The 22,237-nt window shown below is 68.8% G+C and carries 20 protein-coding genes; 18 read left to right on the plus strand and 2 right to left on the minus strand.

The window, feature by feature from the left end:
- The first annotated feature begins 7 nt into the window (after positions 1-7).
- The 5 genes from KQH53_00980 to KQH53_01000 are packed head-to-tail and all read left to right on the plus strand — an operon-like array spanning position 8 to position 5,548.
- Complete coding sequence (locus KQH53_00980; GenBank protein ID MCB2225220.1) at positions 8-1,390, plus strand: phosphoglucosamine mutase; 1,383 nt, start codon at positions 8-10, stop codon at positions 1,388-1,390.
- A gap of 2 nt (positions 1,391-1,392) precedes the next feature.
- Positions 1,393-2,160: a type III pantothenate kinase gene (locus KQH53_00985; protein ID MCB2225221.1), complete on the plus strand. Its 768-nt coding sequence runs from the start codon at positions 1,393-1,395 to the stop codon at positions 2,158-2,160.
- A gap of 4 nt (positions 2,161-2,164) precedes the next feature.
- Complete coding sequence (locus tag KQH53_00990) at positions 2,165-3,070, plus strand: LD-carboxypeptidase (protein ID MCB2225222.1); 906 nt, start codon at positions 2,165-2,167, stop codon at positions 3,068-3,070.
- Entirely contained in the window at positions 3,063-4,088 is a 1,026-nt protein-coding gene (locus KQH53_00995; GenBank protein ID MCB2225223.1) for a beta-lactamase family protein, read from the plus strand. Before KQH53_00990 ends, KQH53_00995 begins: the two co-directional genes overlap by 8 nt.
- Positions 4,085-5,548: a UDP-N-acetylmuramate:L-alanyl-gamma-D-glutamyl-meso-diaminopimelate ligase gene (locus KQH53_01000; protein ID MCB2225224.1), complete on the plus strand. Its 1,464-nt coding sequence runs from the start codon at positions 4,085-4,087 to the stop codon at positions 5,546-5,548. Before KQH53_00995 ends, KQH53_01000 begins: the two co-directional genes overlap by 4 nt.
- A 258-nt stretch (positions 5,549-5,806) precedes the next feature.
- Here the strand turns inward: KQH53_01000 and nagZ are convergent, their stop codons facing one another.
- Together nagZ and KQH53_01010 are read right to left on the minus strand one after the other, a co-directional pair.
- Positions 5,807-6,862: a beta-N-acetylhexosaminidase gene (nagZ, locus tag KQH53_01005; GenBank protein ID MCB2225225.1), complete on the minus strand. Its 1,056-nt coding sequence runs from the start codon at positions 6,860-6,862 to the stop codon at positions 5,807-5,809.
- A complete protein-coding gene (locus KQH53_01010; GenBank protein MCB2225226.1) occupies positions 6,859-7,701 on the minus strand; it encodes a hypothetical protein in 843 nt (280 codons plus the stop codon). The genes nagZ and KQH53_01010 overlap by 4 nt, the downstream gene beginning before the upstream one ends.
- 124 nt (positions 7,702-7,825) lie before the next feature.
- Here KQH53_01010 and KQH53_01015 point away from each other — a divergent pair, with 124 nt between their 5' ends.
- The 13 genes from KQH53_01015 (at position 7,826) to rpsI (ending at position 22,232) form a co-directional block, all read left to right on the plus strand.
- On the plus strand, positions 7,826-8,773 hold the full coding sequence (locus KQH53_01015; protein ID MCB2225227.1) for an NDP-sugar synthase: 948 nt from the start codon (positions 7,826-7,828) through the stop codon (positions 8,771-8,773).
- Positions 8,766-9,827, plus strand: coding sequence for a phosphotransferase (locus KQH53_01020; protein MCB2225228.1), 1,062 nt, complete (start codon positions 8,766-8,768; stop codon positions 9,825-9,827). The genes KQH53_01015 and KQH53_01020 overlap by 8 nt, the downstream gene beginning before the upstream one ends.
- On the plus strand, positions 9,827-11,170 hold the full coding sequence (gene der / locus KQH53_01025) for a ribosome biogenesis GTPase Der (GenBank protein ID MCB2225229.1): 1,344 nt from the start codon (positions 9,827-9,829) through the stop codon (positions 11,168-11,170). Before KQH53_01020 ends, der begins: the two co-directional genes overlap by 1 nt.
- Before the next feature lie 67 nt (positions 11,171-11,237).
- Positions 11,238-11,816 carry a D-sedoheptulose 7-phosphate isomerase gene (locus KQH53_01030; protein MCB2225230.1) on the plus strand — a complete coding sequence of 193 codons (579 nt, stop codon included), beginning with the start codon at positions 11,238-11,240 and terminating at the stop codon, positions 11,814-11,816.
- Positions 11,813-12,751: a hypothetical protein gene (locus tag KQH53_01035; GenBank protein MCB2225231.1), complete on the plus strand. Its 939-nt coding sequence runs from the start codon at positions 11,813-11,815 to the stop codon at positions 12,749-12,751. Before KQH53_01030 ends, KQH53_01035 begins: the two co-directional genes overlap by 4 nt.
- 96 nt (positions 12,752-12,847) lie before the next feature.
- Complete coding sequence (locus tag KQH53_01040; protein MCB2225232.1) at positions 12,848-13,069, plus strand: zinc ribbon domain-containing protein; 222 nt, start codon at positions 12,848-12,850, stop codon at positions 13,067-13,069.
- Between the two features lie 10 nt (positions 13,070-13,079).
- Complete coding sequence (hemC, locus tag KQH53_01045) at positions 13,080-14,009, plus strand: hydroxymethylbilane synthase (protein MCB2225233.1); 930 nt, start codon at positions 13,080-13,082, stop codon at positions 14,007-14,009.
- On the plus strand, positions 14,006-15,532 hold the full coding sequence (cobA, locus tag KQH53_01050) for a uroporphyrinogen-III C-methyltransferase (GenBank protein ID MCB2225234.1): 1,527 nt from the start codon (positions 14,006-14,008) through the stop codon (positions 15,530-15,532). Before hemC ends, cobA begins: the two co-directional genes overlap by 4 nt.
- A complete protein-coding gene (locus tag KQH53_01055) occupies positions 15,529-17,670 on the plus strand; it encodes an ATP-dependent helicase (GenBank protein ID MCB2225235.1) in 2,142 nt (713 codons plus the stop codon). The genes cobA and KQH53_01055 overlap by 4 nt, the downstream gene beginning before the upstream one ends.
- A 5-nt stretch (positions 17,671-17,675) precedes the next feature.
- A complete protein-coding gene (locus KQH53_01060; protein MCB2225236.1) occupies positions 17,676-18,980 on the plus strand; it encodes a bifunctional folylpolyglutamate synthase/dihydrofolate synthase in 1,305 nt (434 codons plus the stop codon).
- A 175-nt stretch (positions 18,981-19,155) separates the two neighbouring features.
- Complete coding sequence (gene lptD, locus KQH53_01065; protein MCB2225237.1) at positions 19,156-21,249, plus strand: LPS assembly protein LptD; 2,094 nt, start codon at positions 19,156-19,158, stop codon at positions 21,247-21,249.
- Between the two features lie 135 nt (positions 21,250-21,384).
- On the plus strand, positions 21,385-21,816 hold the full coding sequence (gene rplM / locus KQH53_01070) for a 50S ribosomal protein L13 (GenBank protein MCB2225238.1): 432 nt from the start codon (positions 21,385-21,387) through the stop codon (positions 21,814-21,816).
- Positions 21,817-21,836: 20 nt separating this feature from the next.
- On the plus strand, positions 21,837-22,232 hold the full coding sequence (gene rpsI / locus KQH53_01075) for a 30S ribosomal protein S9 (protein ID MCB2225239.1): 396 nt from the start codon (positions 21,837-21,839) through the stop codon (positions 22,230-22,232).
- The last annotated feature ends 5 nt before the right edge of the window (positions 22,233-22,237 follow it).

A 22,237-nucleotide genomic window follows, 5' to 3' on the forward strand; every position in this document is an offset into this window, starting at 1 on the left:
AGCCGCCATGGGAGGCAAGGTGGAACGCAAGATATTCGGCACCGACGGGGTGCGCGGGGTGGCCAACCAGCCCCCCATGACCGTGGAGATGGCCGTGGCCATCGGCCAGGGGGTGGCCCACGTGCTGGGCACCGGCGACCAGCGACGCCGGGTGATCCTGGGCAAGGACACCCGTCTGTCGGGCTACATGTTCGAAAACGCCCTGGTGGCCGGCCTGTGCTCCATGGGCCGCGACGTTTTGGTGGTGGGCCCCCTGCCCACCCCGGCCGTGGCCTTCCTCTCGCGCAACATGCGCTGCGCGGCGGGCATCGTCATCAGCGCCAGCCACAACCCCTATCAGGACAACGGAATCAAGGTCTTCGGCCGCGACGGCTTCAAGCTGCCCGACGCGGTGGAGGCCGAGATGGAGGATTTTGCCCTGAAGATGCTGGAGGCCGGGGGCAACGGCCAAGGCCCCCAGCCGGGGCGGGTGGGCCGCGCGCGGCGCATCGATGACGCCCGGGGCCGCTACATCGTGTTCCTCAAGAACTCCTTCCCGGTGGAATACACTCTGGACGGCCTCACCGTGGCCATCGACTGCGCCCACGGCGCCACCTACCAGGTGGCCCCGGCGGTGTTCAGTGAGCTGGGGGCCGAGGTGGCGGTGATTGGCGCCGAGCCCGACGGCACCAACATCAACGCCGGAGTGGGCGCCCTGCACCCTGAGGGCCTGGCCGCCCTGGTCAAGGAAAATAAGGCGAACATCGGCCTGGCCTTTGACGGCGACGGCGACCGCCTGATCATGGTGGACGAAAAGGGCGAGGTGGTGGACGGCGACGAGGTGATGGCCATCTGCGCCGATCATCTGATGACCGCCGGCCGCCTGAACCACGCCACCCTGGTGGCCACGGTGATGTCCAACCTGGGACTGGAGCTGTGCCTGCGGGAGCGGGGCATCCGAATGTTGCGCACCAAGGTGGGCGACCGATACGTGGTGGAAGCCATGCGCAAGGGAGGTTACAATCTGGGCGGCGAGCAGAGCGGCCACATCCTGTTCCTGGACCACAACACCACCGGCGACGGCATAGCCAGCGCCTTGCAGGTGCTCAGCGTGATGGTCCAGACCGGCAAGCCGCTTAGCGAGCTCAAGAGCATTATGACCCGCCTGCCCCAGGTGCTGATCAACCTGCCGGTGAAGCGCAAACCGCCTCTCGCCGAGCAGCCAGCCCTGGTCAAGGCCATGAAGGCCCAGGAAGAGCGCCTGGGCGAAGAGGGCCGCCTGCTCCTGCGCTATTCGGGCACCGAGCCCAAGCTCAGGATCATGGTGGAAGCCACCGACCCGGCCCTCATGGAACAGGTGGCCGAGGAGCTGAAACAAGTGGTGATCAAGACGCTGGGGTCGGAGAGCTAGAAATGTTGCTGGTCATCGACGTGGGCAACACCAACACGGTGATGGGGGTATTCTCCGACGAGAGGCTGGTGGCCGACTGGCGCATCCGCACCGAGCGGGAATGCACCCGCGACGAGTTGGGCGTGTTGTTCAGCAACCTGTTCGCGGCCAGCCCGGTGGCCATGGGCAGCATCGAGGGGGTGATCATCTCCACGGTGGTGCCTCCGCTGACCAGCACCTACGAGGGCTTCTGCCGCCGCTACTTCGGCCTGAGCCCCCTGCTGGTGGGCCCGGGCATCAAGACCGGGATGCCCATCCTCTACGACAACCCTCGCGAGGTGGGGGCCGACCGCATCGTTAACGCGGTGGGGGCCTACGAGCAATGCAAGCAGGACCTGGTAGTGGTGGACTTCGGCACGGCCACCACCTTCGACTGCATCTCCGCCGCCGGGGAATATCTGGGCGGGGCCATCGCCCCGGGAGTGATGATCTCCTGCGAGGCCCTGTTCCAACGCGCCTCCAAGCTGCCCCGAGTGGAGATCTTCGCGCGGCCCAAGGCGGTGGTGGCCAAGGACACCATCGGCTCCATGAACGCGGGCATCATCTACGGCTACGCCGGGCTGGTGGACGGCCTGGTCAACGCCATCAACGCCGAGCGCGGGGTGAAATGCAAGGTGATGGCCACCGGCGGCCTGGCCCCGGTCATCGCCGCCCACTCGTCCACCATCGAGTCGGTGGACGAGCTGTTGACCCTCAAGGGCCTGCGCATCCTCTACCTGCGCAACCAATGATCTCATGATTAAGGCCGCTCCCCCCCGTTGGCCCCGGCCCGGCGCGCCTTTGGCCGTGGCCGCCCCGGCCGGGCGGGTGGAGCCCGCCGAGTTGGAGGCGGGCCTGGCCGTGTTGGCCGGGCTGGCCCCGGAGCGCGAGATCATCGCCGGGCCCCAGGTATTGGCCGTGGACGGCTATCTGGCCGGGCCAGACGCCGACCGGGCCGCCCATTTGGGCGAGCTCTTGGCCGACGAGGCCTTTGGCGCGGTGATCGCGGCGCGGGGGGGCTTCGGCTGCTCCCGCCTGCTGCCTAGCTTGGACCTGGCCGCCCTGGCCGCGGCCCGGCCCTGTGTGCTGGGCTTTTCGGACCTTACCAGCCTGCTCAACGCCCTGGCCGCCCAAGGCCTGGTGGCCCTGCACGGGCCGGTGATCACCCAGCTACCCCGCCTGGACCAGGCCTCCTTGGACGATCTGGCCGCCCTGTTCAGCGGCCGCCCGGCCTGGCCCGCTGAGCTGCGCGGCGAAGCCCTGCGTCCCGGCAAAGCTTCCGGCCCGTTGCTGGGCGGCAACCTCACCCTGCTCTGCCATCTGCTGGGCACGCCCTGGTTCCCGGAGCTGAGCGGCGCGGTGCTCATCATCGAAGACATTGGCGAGGCCCCCTACCGCCTGGACCGCCTGCTCACTCAGCTGGAGCTGGCCGGGGCCCTGGCCTCGGTGGCCGGGGTGGCCGTGGGCCGCCTGAGCAACGGGGAGGCCGACCCGCCCGAGGCCCTGGAGGCGGTGGCCCGCCGCCTGGAGCCCCTGGGAGTGCCGGTGGTCAGGGGCCTGCCCGTGGGCCACGGCGCGGCCAACCGTCTGCTGCCCCTGGGCGCCATGGCCGAGATCGACGGCGCGGCCGGGACCCTCACCGTGGGGGTGGGCCTTGTCTGAGGCGGCGCTGCGTGAAGCCCTGGAGCGGGGCGTGGCCTCGGGCGCGGCCCCGGCGGCGGTGCTGTTGCTCTGGGCCAATGGCGAGCCTCAACTGACCCTCGCGGCCGGCGAGGCCAGCGAGGACACCGTTTTCGACCTGGCCTCCCTGACCAAGCCCCTGGCCGGGGCCCCCCTGGCCGTGGAGCTGGCCCGCGAGGGCGTGCTGGCCTGGGACGCCATCCTCTACGACCTCTGGGGCCAGGCGGTGCCCGAGGACAAGGACGAGATCACCCCGGGCCAGCTCCTGGCCCACGCCGCCGGCTTCCCGGCCTACCAGCCCTATTTCCAGGCCCTGGACAAGCAGCCTCCCGAGCTGCGCCGGGCCCTGCTGCGCTCCATGCTCATGAACGAGCCCCTGGCCCACGCGCCGGGCAGCCGCGCCCTGTACAGCGACCTGGGCTACCTGGCCCTGGGCCTCTTGCTGGAGCACGGCTTCACCACCGGCCTGGAGGAGCCGTTGGCCGCCTTGCAGGCCCGTTTGGGAGTGGAAGGCCCGCGCTATCTGCCCCTGGACCGTGCCCTGCCCTGGCCCCTGGAGCGCATCGCGCCCTGCGGCCCCTTGCCGGGCCGCCCCAAGATTCACGGCCAGGTGGAGGACGAGAACTGCTTCTCCCTGGGCGGAGTGGGGGCCCACGCCGGGCTCTTCGGCACCGCGCGCCAGGTGGCGGCCATGACCCAGGCCCTGGCCCACGACATGCCCGAGATATTCGCGCGCGACCAGGCCACCCCGGGCTCGGGCCGCACCTTCGGCTTCGACACCCCCAGCGGGCCGGACTCCCTGGCCGGGCCCAACGCGCCCCTGGGCACGGTGGGGCATTTGGGCTTCACCGGCTGCTCCTTGTGGTGGCACCCGGCCAGCGGGCGGGGGGTGGTGCTGCTCACCAACCGGGTGGCCTATGGCCGCGACAACGACAAGATCAACCCGCTGCGCCGCGAGGTGCACGAGATCGCCTGGCGGGTGTTGGGAGAGACGGCGTGATCCTCGATCCCGCGCTGAACCGCGCGCCGGACAAGCCCAAGAGCGTTTATCTGATGGGCATCGGCGGGGTGGCCATGGGCGCCCTGGCCGCCGGGCTGGCCGCCCAGGGCCTGGAGGTGCGGGGCTCGGACCGGCCGCTCTACCCGCCTATGAGCACCTTCCTGGCCGAGCGCGGCGTGCCCGTGGCCTCGGGCTTCGACCCGGCCAACCTGGAGCCCGCGCCCGAGGTGGTGATCGTGGGCAACGTGATCCGGGCCGACAACCCGGAGGTGGCCCGTTTGGCCCAGATGGGCCTGCCCTATCTGTCGCTGCCCCAGGCCCTGGCCCAGTGGTTCATCCGCGAGCGCATCTCCCTGGTGGCGGCAGGCACCCACGGCAAGACCACCACCACCGCCCTGTTGGCCAGCGCCCTGCTGCGGGCCAAGCTGGACCCCGGCTTCATGGTGGGGGGCATCATGCGCGAGGGCGGGCAAAACTTCCGCGACGGGGCGGGGCCCCACTTCGCGGTGGAGGGCGACGAGTACGACACTGCGTTCTTTGACAAGCGGCCCAAGTTCGTGCACTACCGCCCCAAGGTGGCCATCCTGAGCAGCCTGGAGTTCGACCACGCGGACATCTACCCGGACCTGGCGGCCATTGAGGCGGCCTTTGACATGCTGGTGGAGCGCATCCCCCAGGACGGCACCCTGGTGGCCTGGGGCGAGAGCCAGGCAGTGATGGCCCGCGCGGCCCAGGCGGCCTGCACCGTGCAGACCTATGGCCGGGGGCCGGGTTGGGACTGGTCGCTGATGGGCGTGGAGCCCGCCGAGAGCGGCGGGGCCCAGCTGCGCCTGCGGGGGCCCCAGGGCTGGGAGCTGAACTTCGCCTCGCCCCTGGCCGGCGAGCACAACGCCCTCAACACGGCGGCCGCCGTGGCCGCGCTCAGCGCGGGCGGCCTGGAACCGGCCCAGGCGGCCGGGCTCATGGCCGGCTTCGGCGGGGTCAAGCGCCGCCAGGAGGTGCGGGGCGTGGCCGGGGGCGTGGTGGTGGTGGATGACTTCGCGCACCACCCCACCGCCGTGGCCGAGACCACCAAGGCGGTGGCCCGCTACGGCCTGCCCGGCTGGCGGCCGGGCGCGGGGCGCTTGGTGGCGGTGTTCGAGCCGCGCACCAACACCAGCAAGACCAAACGCTTTCAGGATGAGTACGCCGGGGCCTTCGGCGCGGCGGACGTGGTTCTGCTGCGCGAGCCACCCGGCGTGGAGGAGCTGCCCCCCGAAGAGCGCTTCAGTAGCGCCCGCCTGGCAGATGAACTCAGCGCCCGGGGCGTGCCCGCCCAGGCCTTTGCCGACAGCGACGCCCTGCTGGCCGGCCTGCTCGACGAGCTCAAGCCCGGCGACCTGTGCCTGGTCATGTCCAACGGCGGCTTCGACAACCTGCACGCCCGCCTGTTGGAGGGGCTGAAGCAGCGCGAGGCCTAGCCGCGTTTCTTGTGGCTTTCGCTGGCGCTCAGCCACCCCGATAGCAGAGCTAGCGGGGCCAGCAGAATAATCTCTCATCGAATACGACTGTCATTGCGAGCCGCCCAACGGCGAAGCAATCTCTGCCCGTAGCGGATGACCTTCTCCGGTTGCGACGCCGGCGAACATCCCAGGCGCCTGCTGCCGAGCAGAGATTGCCGCGTCGCGGCCAGGAGGCCGCTCCTCGCAATGAGAAAATTTTCAGATGAGGTGTGATTCTCAGGCCGCGCCCTGATTATCGGCCAGGACCGCGCGCAGCACGCTCAGGTCCGGCGGCAGGGGGGCCAGGCCCTGCTTGAGGCGCACGATGCGCCGGGCGCGCTCGGCCACCAACTCCGGGTCGATCTCCCCGGCCATGACCAGGGCGGTGAGCTTGTCCAGCCCGGCCAGGGCCAACTCCGGCTTGGAGCACATCAGGATGATGTCGTTGCCCGCCATATAGGCCTGAACCACCGCGTCCTCCGGGGCCATGCCCCCGGCCACCGCGCCCATCTCCAGGTCGTCGCTGATCACCAGGCCCTCATAGCCCAGCTCGCCGCGCAGCAGGCCTTGGATCACCGTGGGCGAGAGCGAAGCCGGATGTTCGGGGTCCAGGGACTCATAGACCGCGTGGCAGATCATCACTCCGGCCACCCCGGCCTGGGATGCCGCCGCGAAGGGCGGCAACTCCACCGCCTCCAGCTCCACCCGGCTGAGATTCACCACGGGCCGCACCTTGTGGGTGTCCAGGGTGGTGCGCCCCAGGCCTGGGAAGTGCTTGGCGCAGGCCAGGCAGCCCTCGGCCTGCATGCCCTGGATAAAGGCCGCGCCCAAACGGCCCACCCGCTCAGGGTCGGCCCCCAGGCTGCGGCGGGCCATGATGCCGCCTTCCAGGGCGTGCACGTCCATCACCGGGGCCATGTCCCAGTTGAAACCCGCGGCCACCAGCTCGCGGCCCAGGCGCGCGCCGTGGGCCCTGAGCGCCGCTTCGTCGGCATCGCCCAAGGCGGCCAGGTCCGGGCCGTCGCTGAAGGGTTCGTGCAAGCGGGCCACGCTGCCCCCCTCCTGGTCCACCAGCATGAGCAAGGAGGGGCGGTCCGCCTCGGAGGCCGCGCGCCGGAGATCATAGCAGAGCCGCCACACCTGGGCGGGCGACTCCACGTTGCGCGCGAAAAGGATCACCCCGCCCAGGCCCCGCCCGGCCACCAACTCCAGTTCCTCGGGCCCGGCCTCGGGGCCGGGGATGCCCACCACCAGCGACTGGGCCAGGGTGTTTTGCACCACCTGTCGGTTCATGGCTTGGCTCCCGCCGGGGATGCGCTCCCGGGCTTGGCGTCCTTGTCCTTGCCCTCCGGGGCCTTGTCCGCCGGGGCCGGCTCCTCGAACCACTTGCTCTCCACCTTGTGCACGTTTTCGGCCTTGAAGCGCACCGAGCCCTTGAAGTCGGCCCGGAAGATCAGGGTGTGGCGCACCTTGGCGTTGGCCAAAAGGGCCAGGGGCACCCGCCACTGCACCCGGCCCGCCTTGGCGTCCACCGTGGGCTCCACCCGTTGGCCCGCGATGTTGATGCCCCAGGCCTTGAGTATCTTGCCCGGCACCACCCAGGTCATGCCCACGTAGCGGCCGGCCAGGCTGGCGGCCAGAAGCTCCTGGGCCTGGGCGGCGGCCGGGTCCTCGGCCTGCCGGGGCGCGGCGCCGGGGGGCAGGCGGTCGTCCAGCTCGGTGCCCAGGGGCTGGTCGCGGTCCGGGCGGTCGCCCTCCAGGGAGCGCAGCCAGCCGGTGAGGCGGTAGGTGTCGTCGCCAATGCCGACGAGCCCCATGTCGATGCGCTCCAGCTTGAAGCGCACCCGCTGGGTCTTGAGCTGGTCCAGGAGGCCGAAGGCCGCGGCTTGCACCAGGTCCACCACGCCGGGCCCGGCCGCCTTGCGGATGAGCTGGGGTTCCGGGGCCAGTATCTCCTCCGGCCCGGCCTTGAACTGGGAAGCCAGGCCCTCGGGAAGCTGGAGGGTGGCGCTGAAAAAGCCGCCGCCCTCGGGCGTTATCACCAGCTCCAGGTCATAATCGAAGCACCCCGGCAAAAACAGGGCCAGGGAGAGGATCAGGGCGGCCAGCAGCCGGGCGAGGCGAAGGGACAAGAGCATCCTCCAGGTAGGGCTTATCAGAGGATTACCCGCCCCGGGGCTTGGGGTCAAGCCCGTGGGGTTGGTGGCCGCGCTGGCCCTATGTTAATCTTGGCGGCAACCTGGTAAGGAGTCGCCCATGCGGGCCATGATCCTGGCCGCCGGGCTGGGCACCCGGATGCGGCCGCTGACCGACAAACGCCCCAAGTGCCTGATGCCGGTGATGAACCGGCCCTTGCTCGGCCTGTGGCTGGAGCGCATGGCCGCGTGGGGCGTGGAACGGGCGGTGGTCAACACCCACTACCTGGCCCCCATGGTGGAGAGGTGGCTGGCGGAACAGGGCGACAACGGCCTGGAGGTGGTGGAAAGCCACGAGCCGGTGATCCTGGGCACCGGCGGCGGCCTGGTGGCCGCGCGGGATGCCCTGGGGAACCACCCCTTCTTGCTGGCCAACTCCGACGTGCTGGCCACGGCCCGGCTCCCCCTGCTCATTGAGCGCCTGGAGGCGAGCGGGGCCCTGGCGGTCCTGGGCCTGATAGACCGGCCGGAGATAAACACCGTGGCCCTGGACCAGGGGCTGGGGGTGCTGGGCTTCAAGGGCGACGCGGGCCTGCCCGGCGACGCCCGCTGGCTCACCTACTCCGGCCTGGCGGCCATCCACCCCCGGCTGCTGGACTATCTGCCCGGCGAGGGCTACTCCACTCTGGTGGAGGGAGTGCGCGCCGCCCTGGCCGTGGGCGGCCTGGTGCTGGGCCAGCGGCTGGAAGGCTTTTGGGACGATTTGGGCGCGCCGGAGCGCTATTGGGAGCTGCACCGCACCCTGTTCGAGGCCCCGCCTCCCGGCCTGGAGGCCCTGGCCCCGGAAGGGCGGCTGGTGCTGGCCCCGGGGGCGGAGATCAGCCCCGAGGCCGAGGTGGACGGTTTCGCGGTGCTGGGGCCGGGCGCGGTGGTGGCCGCCGGGGCGCGGCTCAAGGACTCGTTGCTCCTGCCCGGGGCACGGATTTTGCCCGGGGCCGAGGTGAGCAAGGCGGTGTTGGGAGACGGTTTCGCGGCCTCGGGCCGCTTGCAAGGTGGAGCCCATGCCTGAGGACCGGCAGCAAGAAGAGACCCTGGCCTGGGTGCGGCGGGCCTGGCCCGGCGAGGCGGTCCCGGAGCTGGCCGTGGAGCCCATGGCCGCCGACGGCAGCCTGCGCCGCTTTTGGCGGGTCAAAGCTGGGATGCGCTCCCTGATCGCCATGAGCAACCCAAGCAACCCACCGGAGAACCTGTCCTGGGAGTACTTGGCCAACCACCTGGGCCGTTTGGGGCTGCCCGTGGCCCGGGTTTTGACCGCGGACCAGCGGGAGGGGCGCTTCCTCATGGAAGACCTGGGCAGCGGCTCGCTCATGGACGCGGCCCTGGCGGCGGGGAGCGACCAGGAGGCGGTGGCCGCGCTCTACGCCCCGGTGCTGGCCATGCTGGCCCGCTTGCAGGCCCAGGGCCACGAGGGCCTGGACACCAGCCTTTGCTACGACACCCCGGAGCTGACCCCGGAGGTTTTGCGTGAGCAGGAGGCGGGCTACTTCATGCGCGAGCTGGTCCTGGGCGCGGCGGGCTGGCCGACCGAGGAGCTGCCTCCCGAGCTGGAGGACGAGCTGACCGACTTCTGCCGCCAGGCGGGCGAGGCAACCCCCCGGGGCCTGGTGCACCGCGATTTCCAGAGCCGCAACATCGTCTATCACCGGGGGCGCTACGGGTTGGTGGATTTTCAGGGGGCGCGGTTGGGCCCGGCCCAGTACGATTTGGCCTCCCTGCTGCACGATCCCTATGTCCAGCTCCCCTGGGGGCTCAGGGACCGGCTGCTGAACCAATACTTGGAGCTGCGCGGCGCGGAGGGGCCCTTTGACCAGGACGCCTTCCGTGCCGGGTGGGCGGCGGTGAGCGCCAGCCGCCTGATGCAGGCCCTGGGGGCCTTCAGCTTCCTCACCCGGCGGCGCAACCGCCCCCACTTCGAGGCCTCGGTGGCCCCGGCCCTCACCAGTTTGGGCCGGGTCATGGCCGACCCCAGCCTGGCGGGCTACACCGCCCTGGGCCGGGTGGTTTGCGAGGTGGGCGGCCGTTTGGGGCCCGCAAGCTTCGCCTTTTTAGGCAAGGTGGAATAATGAGCGGCATCGTTGCCATAGTGGGACGCCCCAACGTGGGCAAGTCCACCCTGTTCAACCGGCTGACCCGCACCCGGCGGGCCCTGGTGGACGACATGCCCGGCGTGACCCGCGACCGGCTCTACGGCCGGGCCAAGATCGAGGGGCGCGAGGTGACCCTGGTGGACACCGGCGGCTTCGACCCGCCGGCGGACCAGGCCTTTGCCTCCGAGGTGCACACCCAGATCGAGCTGGCCCTGGGCGAAGCGGACCTGGTGCTCTGCCTGGCCGACGCCCGCGCGGGGCTGACCCCGCAGGACAAAGAGGTGGCCCGCACCCTCAGGCGCACCCAGAAGCCGGTGATCTGGGCGGTGAACAAGACCGACAGCCCCTCCCTGGAGGACGCGGCGGCCGAGTTCTACGCCCTGGGGGTGGAGCATCTGCACTTCATCAGCGCGGCCCACGGCCTGGGCGTCCTGGACCTGTGCCGCGAAATGCTGGAGCTGTTGCCCCCGGACGAGGACCGCGAGGACGAGGAAGGCGAGGAGGAGATCCGCCTGGCCCTGGTGGGGCGGCCCAATGTGGGCAAGTCCAGCCTGATCAACGCGCTGACCGGCTCGCCCCGGGTGGTGGTCAGTAACGTGCCGGGCACTACCCGCGACGCGGTGGACACCCCTCTGGAGTTCAATGGCAAGCCCTACGTGCTCATCGACACGGCGGGCATCCGCCGCCAGGGCAAGGTGAACCGGGGCCTGGAAAAGGCCGGGGTGTTCCGCTCGCTCCGGGCGGTGGAGCGGGCCCACGTGGCCGCGGTTTTGGTGGACGGCGACGAGGGCATCACCGACCAGGACCTCAAGCTGGCCGGGCACGTCCTGGCCAGCCACCGGGCCCTAATCATGGTGGTGAACAAATGGGACCTGGTCAAGGACGACGACTACCGGCGGGGCATCCTGGAGCGCGAGCTGGAACAGGCGCGCCGCTTCGCCCCCTGGAGCCCGCTGTTGTTCATGAGCGCCAAGACCGGCCAGGGGGTGGGCAAGCTCCTGCCCACGGTGGAGCGGGTCTTTTCCGAGTACACCCGGCGCGTTAGCACCGGACAGCTCAACCAGGCCATCGAGGGCATCATGGGCCACCATCCCCCGCCCCTGATCAAGGGCAAGCGGCTCAAGATCTACTACGCCTCCCAGGTGGCCACCCGCCCCCCGACCATCGTGCTGATGGTCAACGACCCCAAGCGGGTGCATTTTTCCTACCGCCGCTACCTGAACAACGAGCTCAGGCGGGTGCTGGGGCTGGACCTGGCCCCCTTGCGCCTGATTTTCCGGGGCAAGGAACGGGGCAAGGGCGGCAAGCGGCGGCCTTGACAATGAGGAGCGCCACGGATAATTTAGCCTTTCTACGGCCTGTTAAGTCATCCGGAGAACGTTAGGTATGCAGGAAATCGCCGAGGCCGCCCTTAGGCGGTCCATTGAGGTGCATCAGGAGTTTCTGCGCACCGGCCTGGCGCAGGTGGTGGCCGCGGCCCAGCTGGTTTCGCGGGGCCTGGCCGCGGGGGGCAAGCTGATGGCCATGGGCAACGGAGGCTCGGCCGCCGACGCCCAGCACCTCTCCGCCGAGCTGGTGAACCGCTATCTCATGGAGCGGCCCGGCCTGCCGGCCATCGCGCTGACCACCGACAGCAGCATCCTCACCGCCGTGGCCAACGACTACGACTACAACCAGGTGTTCTCCAAGCAGATAAAGGCCCTGGCCGTGGACGGGGACATGGTGCTGGGGCTCTCCACCTCGGGGCGCAGCCCCAACGTGATCGCCGGCCTTAGCGCCGCGCGCCAGCGGGGCCTGGCCACCATCGGGCTCACCGGGCGCAACAGCGAGGCCATGGGCCCCCTGTGCGACATCCTCATCCAGGTGCCCAGCGACGAGACCCCGCGAATCCAGGAGCTGCACGCCTTTTCCATTCACATGATCTGCGAGCTGGTGGATCTCACCCTGTTCGGACGCAGTCAATGAGCAAGCAACCCATCGACCTGAGCAAGCTCAAGCTCTCGGACCTGGACATGCGGCCCTCCAAGGTGGCAGCCGACATGCTGGGCAAGCCCTGGCAAGCCGGGGGCAGCTTGAACCAGTTCGTGGCCTCCCTGCCCAAGGTGCTGGCCGCTGACGATCTGCGCGCCGCCGCCGGGGCGGTGATCGCCGCCCGCAAGGCGGACAAGCCGGTGATGCTGGCCATGGGGGCCCACGTGATCAAGGTGGGCCTGAGCCCGTTGATCATAGACGCCATGGAGCGGGGCATCGTCACCGGCCTGGCCTTCAACGGGGCCGGAGTGGTGCACGACACCGAGATGGCCCTGGCCGGACGCACCAGCGAGGACGTGGCCGAGGCCCTGGCCGACGGCAGCTTCGGCACCGCCCGCCAGACCGGGGAGTTCATCAACGGGGCCATCGCCGCCGACCCCGGGGCCGGGCTGGGCCTGGCTGTGGGGCGGGCCTTGCAGGAAGCCAACCCCAACTGCGTTTCGGTCTCGCTTTTGGCCGCGGCGGCCCGGTTGGGCCTGCCGGCCACGGTGCACGTGTCCATCGGCGCGGACATCATCCACATGCATCCCAGCTTCGACGGCGCGGCCACCGGCCAGGCCAGTCACGTGGACTTCCGCCGCTTCACGGCCCAGGTGGCCGAGCTCAAGGGCGGGGTGCTGTTCAACGTGGGCTCGGCGGTGATGCTGCCTGAGGTGTTCTTAAAGGCCCTTTCGGCCGCGCGCAACCTGGGCAACGAGGTCAAGGACTTCACCACCGTGAACCTGGACATGATCCGCCACTACCGGCCCATGACCAACGTGGTCACCCGCCCGGTGCTCACCGGCGGCCGGGGCATCAGCATCACCGGGCACCACGAGATCAACCTGCCGCTGCTCTTGGCCATGGTCGTGGAAGGCCTGGCCGTCTGAGGCTTGCCCCGCGTCCGGGCCGGTATTATGGTTTTAGGACACGCACAAACTTAGACCCGCCCCGGCAAGGGCCGCTAGCGCCCGGGAACGAAGGACATGCCCATATACGAGTTTCATTGCCCCCGCTGCGAACACGAGTTCGAGCAGCTGGTTTTCAAAAAGAGCGAGAAGGTCGTCTGCCCCAAGTGCGAATGCGCCAAGGTGGAGCGCCTGATGAGCGGCTTCGCCTCCAAGAGCGGCTCGGACGGCAAGATGACTTCCAGCAGCGGCGGCGGCTGCGCCGGCTGCACCGCCTCCTCCTGCGCCTCCTGCCATTAGGCCAATGCCCATGCCCAAGCTGACCATCGCCACCCGGGGGAGCAAGTTGGCCCTGGCCCAGGCCGGTTGGATCGCCTCGCGCCTGAGCGAGCTGCATCCCGGCCTGACCGTGGAAATGAACATCATCAAGACCACCGGCGACAAGATTCTGGACGTGCCCCTGGCCCAGGTGGGCGGCAAAGGGCTCTTCGTCAAGGAGATCGAGGATGCCCTGTTGGCGGGGGCGGCCGACCTGGCGGTGCACTCCATGAAGGACGTGCCCTCCGAGCTGCCCCAGGGCCTCACTCTGGGCGCGGTGGCCCGGCGGGAAGACCCCCGCGACGCCCTGATCAGCCCCATCGCGGTGGAGATAAAGAACCTGCCCTCCGGGGCGCGGGTGGGCACCAGCAGCTTGCGGCGGCAAGCCCAGCTCTTGGCCCTTCGGCCCAATCTGGAGATCGTGCCCCTCCGGGGCAACGTGGACACCCGCCTGCGCAAGCTGGAAGAGGAAGGCCTGGACGCCATCATCCTGGCCGAAGCCGGGCTCTCCCGCCTGGGCCTGGAGGTGGAGCGGGCGCTGATTCCCATTGAGCAGATGCTCCCGGCCGTGGGCCAGGGGGCCCTGGGCCTGGAGATGCGCGCGGACGACCCCCTGGTGCGCGAGCTCATCGCGCCCCTGAACCACCCCGACACCGCCGCCGCCGTGGACGCGGAGCGCGCCTTCCTGGCCCGCCTGGAGGGCGGCTGCCAGGTGCCCATCGCCGGGCACGCGGTGGTGGAAAACGGCATCGTCAAGTTCTCCGGCCTGGTGGCCGACCTTCGCGGCGAACGCCTGGTGACCGGCGGCGGCTTGGCCCCCCCGGCCGAGGCCGCGGCCATGGGCGAGTCGGTGGCCCAAGAGGTCTTGGACGGCGGCGGCCGGGAGATTTTGGCCGAGGTCTACGGGGAGGCGCCCCAATGAGCGGCAAGGTCTATCTGGTGGGCGCGGGGCCGGGCGACCCCGGCCTGATCACCGCCAAGGGAGCCAAGCTGCTGACCACCTGCGACACGGTGGTCTACGATTATCTGGCCAACCCCGAGCTGTTGGCCCTGGCCCCGCCCGAGGCGGAGCGCATCTACGTGGGCAAAAAGGGCGGCGACCACACCAAGACTCAGGAGCAGATCAACCAGCTTCTGGTGGACCTGGCTGCCCAGGGCCGCATTGTGGTGCGCCTCAAGGGCGGCGATCCCTTTGTGTTCGGGCGGGGCGGCGAGGAAGCCAGCGCCCTGGCCGCCGAGGGCCACGCCTTCGAGATCGTGCCCGGGGTGACCAGCGCCATCGCGGCCCCGGCCTACGCGGGCATCCCGGTGACCGACCGCCGGGCCACCACGGAAGTCGCTTTCGTGACCGGCCACGAGGACCCCACCAAGCCCGGCTCCACCATCAACTGGGACGCCCTGGCCTCCATCGGCACGGTGGTGTTCCTGATGGGCGTGAAGAACCTGCCCCACATCTGCGAGAGCCTGATGAAGGCGGGCCGCGATCCGGCCACCCCGGCGGCGGCGATCCGCTGGGGCACCACCCCCCAGCAGGAGACGGTGAGCGGCACCCTGGCCGACCTGGCCGCCAAGGTGGCCGGAGCCAAGCTCAAGGCCCCGGCCATAACCATCGTGGGCCAGGTGGCCGCCCTGCGCCAGGAGCTGGCCTGGTTCGAGAAGATGCCGCTTTTCGGCAGGAGCGTCTTAGTTACCCGGGCCCGCAAGCAGGCCTCGGCCCTCAGCGAGGGGCTCAAGGCCCTGGGCGCCAAGGTCATCGAGGTGCCCACCATCGACTTCCTGCCGCCCGAGGACGCGGCGCCCCTGGCCACGGCCATCGAGATTCTGGAAGACTTTCACTGGGTGATCTTCACCAGCCCCAACGGGGTGGAGGCCTTTTTCGACGCCCTGATCGAAGGCGGCAGCGACGCCCGCGCCCTGGCCGGATGCAAGCTGGCCGCCATCGGCCCGGCCACCGCCGCCATGCTGGCCCGGCGGGGCCTGGTGGCCGACGTAACCGCGCGCACCTTCCAGGCCGAGGGGCTCATCGAGGCCCTGCAAAGCCAGGGGCTCACCGGCCAGCGGGTGCTGATCCCCCGCGCGGCCGAGGCCCGCGAGGTGCTGCCCGAAACCATCGCCCAGTGGGGCAACCTGGTGCAGGTGGTGCCCGCCTACCGCACCGTGCCGCCCGAGGGCTCGCCCGAGCTGCTGGCCCAGGCCCTGGACGAAGGCCTGGACGTGATCACCTTCACCGCCTCCAGCACCGTGACCAACCTTATGGCCATGCTGGACCAGGCCGGCCAGGCCGAGCTGGCCCGCCGCAGCAAGAGCGGCGAGCTGACCATCGCGGCCATCGGGCCCATCACCGGCGACACCGCCCGGGGCTACGGCCTCGAGGTGGCCATCCAGCCCGAGTCCTTCACCATAGAGGCCCTGATCGCGGCCCTCAGCGCCCACTTCGCCTCGTGAGGCAAACCCGCGACGATCTGTTCTCCCCCGCCCTGGAGGGGTTGAACCCGGCCCAGCGTTTGGCTGCCGGCCAAAAGGGCGGCCCGGTCTTGGTCATCGCCGGGGCGGGCTCCGGCAAGACCCGCACCCTGGTGCACCGGGTGGCCTACTTGGTGGAGCAGGGAGTGGACCCCTCGTGCATCCTGCTGCTCACCTTCACCCGCCGCGCGGCGGCCGAGATGCTGAACCGCGCCAAGGCCCTTAACGAGGCCTGCGGCCGGGTGAAGGGCGGCACCTTCCATTCGCTTTGCTACCGACTGCTCCGGGCCCACGGCCCGCGCATCGGCCTGGACCGCAACTTCACGGTGATCGACCGGGGCGACTCCGAGCAACTGGTCAAGGGGGTGGTGAACGAGCGGGGCCTCAAGACCAAGGGCGACAAGCATTTCCCCCGCGCCCGCTCCATCCACGAAATCATCGGCAAGTCGCGTAACCTGGAGCTGAGCATCGAGGACGCGGTGGAGCAGTGGGCCGGGCATCTGCTGGCATATCTGGACGAGATCAGCCAGGCGGCCGAAGGCTATGCCCAGGCCAAGCGCGAGCAGCACCTGGCCGACTACGACGACCTGTTGTTCCTGGCCGAGCAGCTTTTGGCCGACAACGACGATTTGCGCCGGCGCTTCAGCAGCCACTGGCAGCACCTGCTGGTGGACGAGTACCAGGACACCAACGCGGTGCAGGCCCGGCTGCTCAAGCTTTTGGCCAGCGAGCACGACAACGTGATGGTGGTGGGCGACGACGCCCAGAGCATCTACCGCTTCCGGGGAGCGCGCCTGGACAACATCTTCGAGTTCCCGGACAACTATCCGGGCACCAAGGTGGTCAAGCTGGAGCAGAACTACCGCTCCACCCAGGCCATCCTGGACCTTTCCAACGAGGTGATCTCCCAGGCCTGGCGGCGCTACGACAAGAAGCTGTTCACCGAGCGCCTGGGCGGCAAGCGCCCCGCCCTGCGGCGGCCCCGCGACGACCGGGGCCAGGCCCGCCTGGTGGCCAGGCGCATCGCCGAGCTCACCGCCGCGGGCACCAAGCCCGAGGAGATCGCGGTACTCTTCCGCGCCTCGCGCGACTCCTACGAGCTGGAGCTGGAGCTGACCTCCGGACGCACCCCCTTCGTCAAGGTGGGCGGCTTTCGGTTCCTGGAGGCCAGCCACATCAAGGACGCCATCAGCCACATGCGGGTCATCGCCAACCCCAGCGATTTCCTCTCCTGGCAGCGCATCCTCATGCTCCTGCCCGGGGTGGGGCCCAAAAAGGCCCAGGGCGCCATCCGGCATTTGGTGGAGGCTCCCTCGCCGGAGCATTACCTGGGCCGCCTGGCCAGCGCCCCCGGCCTGGGCGGGCCCCAGTTCGCGGCCCTGGTGGAGCTGATGAGCGAGCTGTCCGACCCCTCGGCCACGCCCATGAGCATGGTGGAGGCGGTGGCCGACTATTACGAGCCGGTGTGCCGCGAGGCCTATGAGGACTACCCCCGCCGCTTGCGCGACCTGGAGGAGCTGCCCGGCCTGGCCCGGGGCTTCGCCTCTTTGGCCGAGTTCATGGCCGAGGTGGTCCTGGAGCCGCCCAACACCTATGCCGACGAGCAAAGCGGGGGGCGCATCACCCTGAGCACGGTGCACTCGGCCAAGGGCCTGGAGTGGCCCCACGTGTTCATCCTCTGGGCCACCGAGGGCCGCTTGCCCCCCCTTCCCGCCCTCACCGATCCCGAGGCCCTGGAGGAGGAGCGCCGCCTGATGTACGTGGCCTGCACCCGGGCCGCCGGCGAGCTGACCATCCTGGCCCCCAAGGAGTCCTACCAGCGGGGGCGCGGGGTGGTGAGCAACGAGCTGAGCCGCTTTTTGGCCGAGCTGCCCGGCGGGCTCATGGAGGCACCGCCCGAGGCGGTGTTCGCGGTGCCCGACGCCGCGCCCGCCAATCCGGTAAGCCGGGGCAGCCAGCGCCAGGACCGCCCCTTCCCGGTGGGCGGCCAGGTGAGCCACGCCACCTTCGGCACCGGCCGGGTCATGGGCTACCAGGGGGGCAAAAAAATCCTGGTGCATTTTCAGCGCCACGGTCTGAAAATACTCCTGCTGGAATTCGCCAACCTGACCGAGGTCTAAGCCCAATGCCTTCTCCCAGTCCCTATCAGCGCGCCGTGACCAAGCTCTACGAGCTGCAAAAGTTCGGCATCAAGTTGGGCCTTAGCTCCACCCGCAACCTGCTAAAGGGCCTGGGCGACCCCCATCGCGGCCTGGCCTGCGTGCACCTGGCCGGCACCAACGGCAAGGGCAGCGTGGGGGCCATGCTGGAGGCGGCGCTCACGGAGGCCGGGGTCAAGGTGGGCTTCTACACCTCGCCCCATCTGGAGCGCTTCACCGAGCGCTTCCGCGTGGGCGGCAAGGAGATATCCCAGCGCAAGGTGGTTCAGCTGTGCAAGGCGGTGTGGGAGGTGGTGGACCAGCGGGAGCCGCCCACCTACTTCGAGTTCGTCACCGCCATGGCCTTTGAGCACTTCCGCCGCGAGGGGGTGGATCTGGCCATCATGGAGACCGGCCTGGGCGGCCGCCTGGACGCCACCAACATCTGCGAGCCCCTGGTCACGGTGATCACCAACCTGGGCCTGGAGCACGAGGATTACCTGGGCAAGGGCCTGAAGAACATCGCCTTCGAGAAGGCGGGCATCATCAAGAAAAAGGTGCCCCTGATCCACGGGGTGATGCAGCCCAGCGCCCGCCGCATCGTGGAGGACACCGCCGCCGAGCGCAAGGCCCCGGTCTACCGCCGGGGGCGCGAGCTGGGCTTCAAGCGGCGCGGCGGCGGCCGCTTCGACCTGAACGGGCGGCTGTGGAAGCTCAGCGACGTGGCCACCAACCTGGTGGGGGCCCACCAGCCCATAAACGCCTTGCTGGCCCTGGGCGCGGCCGAGGTGTTGTCGGAGAAAGGCCTGCCCCTCACCGCCGGGCACCTGGCCCGGGGGCTCACCCAGGTGCGCTGGCCGGGCCGCCTGGAGCGCTGGCCCTCCCAACCCGACGAGCCGGACCTCTGGCTGGACGGGGCCCACAACCCTTCCGCGGCCAAGGCGCTCTTGGCCAGCCTGGAGGCCATGCGCGGGGGCCGCAAGCCTTTGGTCATGGTGGTGGGGGTGATGGCCGACAAGGAGATCGGCACTCTTCTGGGCCTGCTATTGCCCGCCGCCGACCGGGTGGTCTACTCCCGGCCGGTGTACGCCCGCGCGGCCGATCCCCAGCGCCTGGCCGAGGCTGCCCCCCCCGGCGCCCCGCCCGGCGAGATAGAGCCCGATCTGGGCCGGGCCATGGAGCGCGCGCGGGAGCTGGCCGGTCCCGGTGGGGCGGTTTTGGTCACCGGAAGCCTTTTTACGGTAGGCGAGGCCCGCACCATCCTCTCCGGGGGTACAAGCGACTTGCCTTAAATTGCTCCATCTGCTAGGGTGCGCTAGCAAAAGTGTTAACGCGCCACACGCCTTGTTGGAGGTGGAAGTGCTCGCAATCAGGCGTCTATCACGGCACATCCTAGTCTTGATCATTCTGGCCGGCTTGGCCGGCCTCTTTATTAGCCCCGGGCCTGCCTTTGCCCAGGGGACCCTGATGCGCGTGGACGCCCAGGGTCCGGTGGACGTGCGCGCCGACCGGGTGGTCTACAACGAAAAGACCGCCACCTACCGCGCCGAGGGCGAGGTGGAGATCGTGCGGGGCAAGACCCGCTTGATGGCCGACAAGATCAGCCTGGACGCCAATAGTCTGATCGCCGAGGCCGAGGGGCGGGTGCGCCTGGCCACCCCGGCCCAGGACATCACCGGCAAGAGCATGGTGGTGGACCTGAACAACAGCACCGGCAAGATCTACCAGGGCCGCATCTTCATAAAGACCAACAACTACTACCTTTCCGGGGCCGAGATAGCCAAGACCGGCAAGGAGACCTACACCATCAAGCAGGGCAGCTTCACCAGCTGCGACGGGGCCGACCCCGCCTGGCAGGTGACCGGCGAGGACATGGAAGTGACCGTGGAAGGCTACGGCACCGCCAAAAACACCGCCTTCCGCGTGAAAGGCGTGCCCATCCTGTGGGCCCCCTACCTGATGTTCCCGGCCAAGTTCAAGCGCCAGTCTGGCATGTTGGCTCCCCAGTTCGGCCAGAGCCAGCGCGACGGCTTCATCTTCAGCCTGCCCTACTACCAGACCCTCGGCGAAGACATGGACGCCACGGTCACGCTGAACTACTACACCAAGCGCGGGTTGGACCTGGGCCTGGAATACCGCTACTCCCTGGACCCGGGCTCCAAGGGCATGTTCATGTTGGACTACATGCCAAACGACCAGGCGGGCGAGGCACTTTACAAGGAAGGCAAGAACGCCAAGCCCTACAGCTCGCGCTATTGGTTCCGAGGCATGGCCGACCAGAGCTTCTTCAACGACACCATGGAGTTGAAGGCCAACATCGACTTGGTGAGCGACCAGGACTACCTCCGGGAGTTCACCTTCGGCTACAGCGGCTTCAACGCCTCCGACCGCCGCCTGGCCCAGTGGTTCGGCCGCAACCTGGACCCCAACACCAGCCTGACCCGCACCAACACCGTCAACGTAACCCGCTACTGGTCCTCGGCCAGCTTCAACGCGGGGGTCATCTACTACGACGACACCACGGGCAACAACGACAACATCCTGCAATCGCTGCCCACCTTCAGCTTCGACGCCACCACCCAGCAGCTGGGCAACACCGGCCTGTACTTCGCCATGGGCTCCAGCTTCACCTACAACTACCGCGAGGAAGGCAGCACCGGCTTCATCTCGGACGTGGCCCCGGTGATCAGCCTGCCGCTTAACTTCAGCGACTACCTGGAGTTGGAGCCCAGCTTCACCTGGCGGCAGCGCTTCTACTCGGTAAACGGCGACGACAGCATAACCGACCCCAAGGACGCGGGCCTGAATCAGGTGTACGAGTTCAACGCCAGGGCCAGCACCTACCTCTACCGGGTGTTCGATTTCGGCACCGCCGAGAACCCCTACAAGATCAAGCACGCCTTCCGCCCGGTGATGACCTACGCCTACCGGCCCAGCCTGGACGAGGACAGCATCCCCGACCTGGCCCAGTTCGGCTCCCAGCGCACCAACGCGGTCAGCTACGGCATCGAGAACGCCCTGACCTACAAAGTCATGTCGGCCGACCCCAACAGCGGGGAGATCGTGCCGGTGTACCGCGAGTTCCTGCGCTTCAACGTGTATCACTCCTTTGACGTGAACACCTACCGCGAGGACAACGGCGGGCAATATTGGGGCGAGGTGTCGGCCACCACCCAGTTGCTGCCCACCGACAAGCTCTACTTCGAGAACACCACCTCCTGGAACCTCTACGACAACAGCTTCACCCGGGTGGACTTCCTGGCCCGGGCCGAGGACAACCGGGGCGATACCATCACCCTGGATTGGCGCTACGACAACACCGGGGTGAAGCAGATCAACGGCTGGCTCAAGATCGCCCTGACCCAGCAGTGGTATGTAGGCTTCGTCAACCGCTACGACTTCGACACCGGCAACCAGTTCGAGGCCCAGTACGAGCTGGGCTACGACGCGCAGTGTTGGGGTTTCAAGGCCTTTTACGTGGACGACATCAACCAGCGGGGCTTGTTCTTCGTGATCTCGCTGGGCGGTTTCGGCGAATTGCTCAACGTGGGAGGCTATTAGACTGCGGGAAAAAGCCTTCGGCTTTATTTCCTCCACCCCTTGACAGAACGGGGTCCAACCCCTATAAATACAGCTTCGACAAGCGAGGGCGACCTACGCCCTATCCGCCCGAGATTACAAGTTAGGCTTAAGGTCATGAAGAGCTTTGTAGCCAAAAAAGAAGACATCAGCCGGGAATGGTTCGTGGTGGACGCCACCGACCTGATTCTGGGGCGTCTGGCCAGTGAAGTGGCCCGGCGGCTCCGGGGCAAGCATAAGGCCATCTTTACCCCTCACGTGGACACCGGCGATTTCATCGTGGTGATCAACGCCGAGAAGGTGGCACTTACCGGCCGCAAGATGGACCAGAAGATGTACCATCGCCACAGCGGCTATCCCGGCGGCATCACTTCCATCAACGCCCGGCGTATGATGGATACCCACCCCGAGCGCGTGCTGATCAGCGCGGTCAAGGGCATGCTGCCCAAGAACCGCCTGGGCCGCCAGATGCTAAAGAAGCTGAAGGTCTACGTGGGCCCCGAGCATCCGCACCAGGCCCAGCAGCCTCAGACTTTGAGCCTGAGCTAGGGCGGAGGAGCTTTTAGATTATGAGCGACACCCGCGTATACTCCACCGGCAAACGCAAGACCGCGGTGGCCCGTTGTTGGCTGGTGCCCGGCGGCAGCGGCCAGATCATGGTCAACCGCAAGCTGGCCGACCAGTACTTCACCCGCGGCGTCCTGATCCAGATGGTCCGTCAGCCCCTGGCCATGACCGACAACCTGGACAAGATGGACGTGATGGCCACGGTGCGCGGCGGAGGCCATGCCGGCCAGGCCGGCGCCCTGCGCCACGGCATCGCCAAGGCCCTGGCCGAGTTGAACCCCGAGCTGCACAAGCAGCTCAAGAAGGCCGGCTTCCTGACCCGCGACGCCCGTAAGAAGGAACGCAAGAAGTACGGTCAGCCCGGCGCCCGCGCCCGGTTCCAGTACTCCAAGCGCTAAGAGCG

Source organism: Desulfarculaceae bacterium (assembly GCA_020444545.1).
In the GTDB taxonomy this organism is placed as follows: Bacteria; Desulfobacterota; Desulfarculia; order Desulfarculales; family Desulfarculaceae; genus Desulfoferula.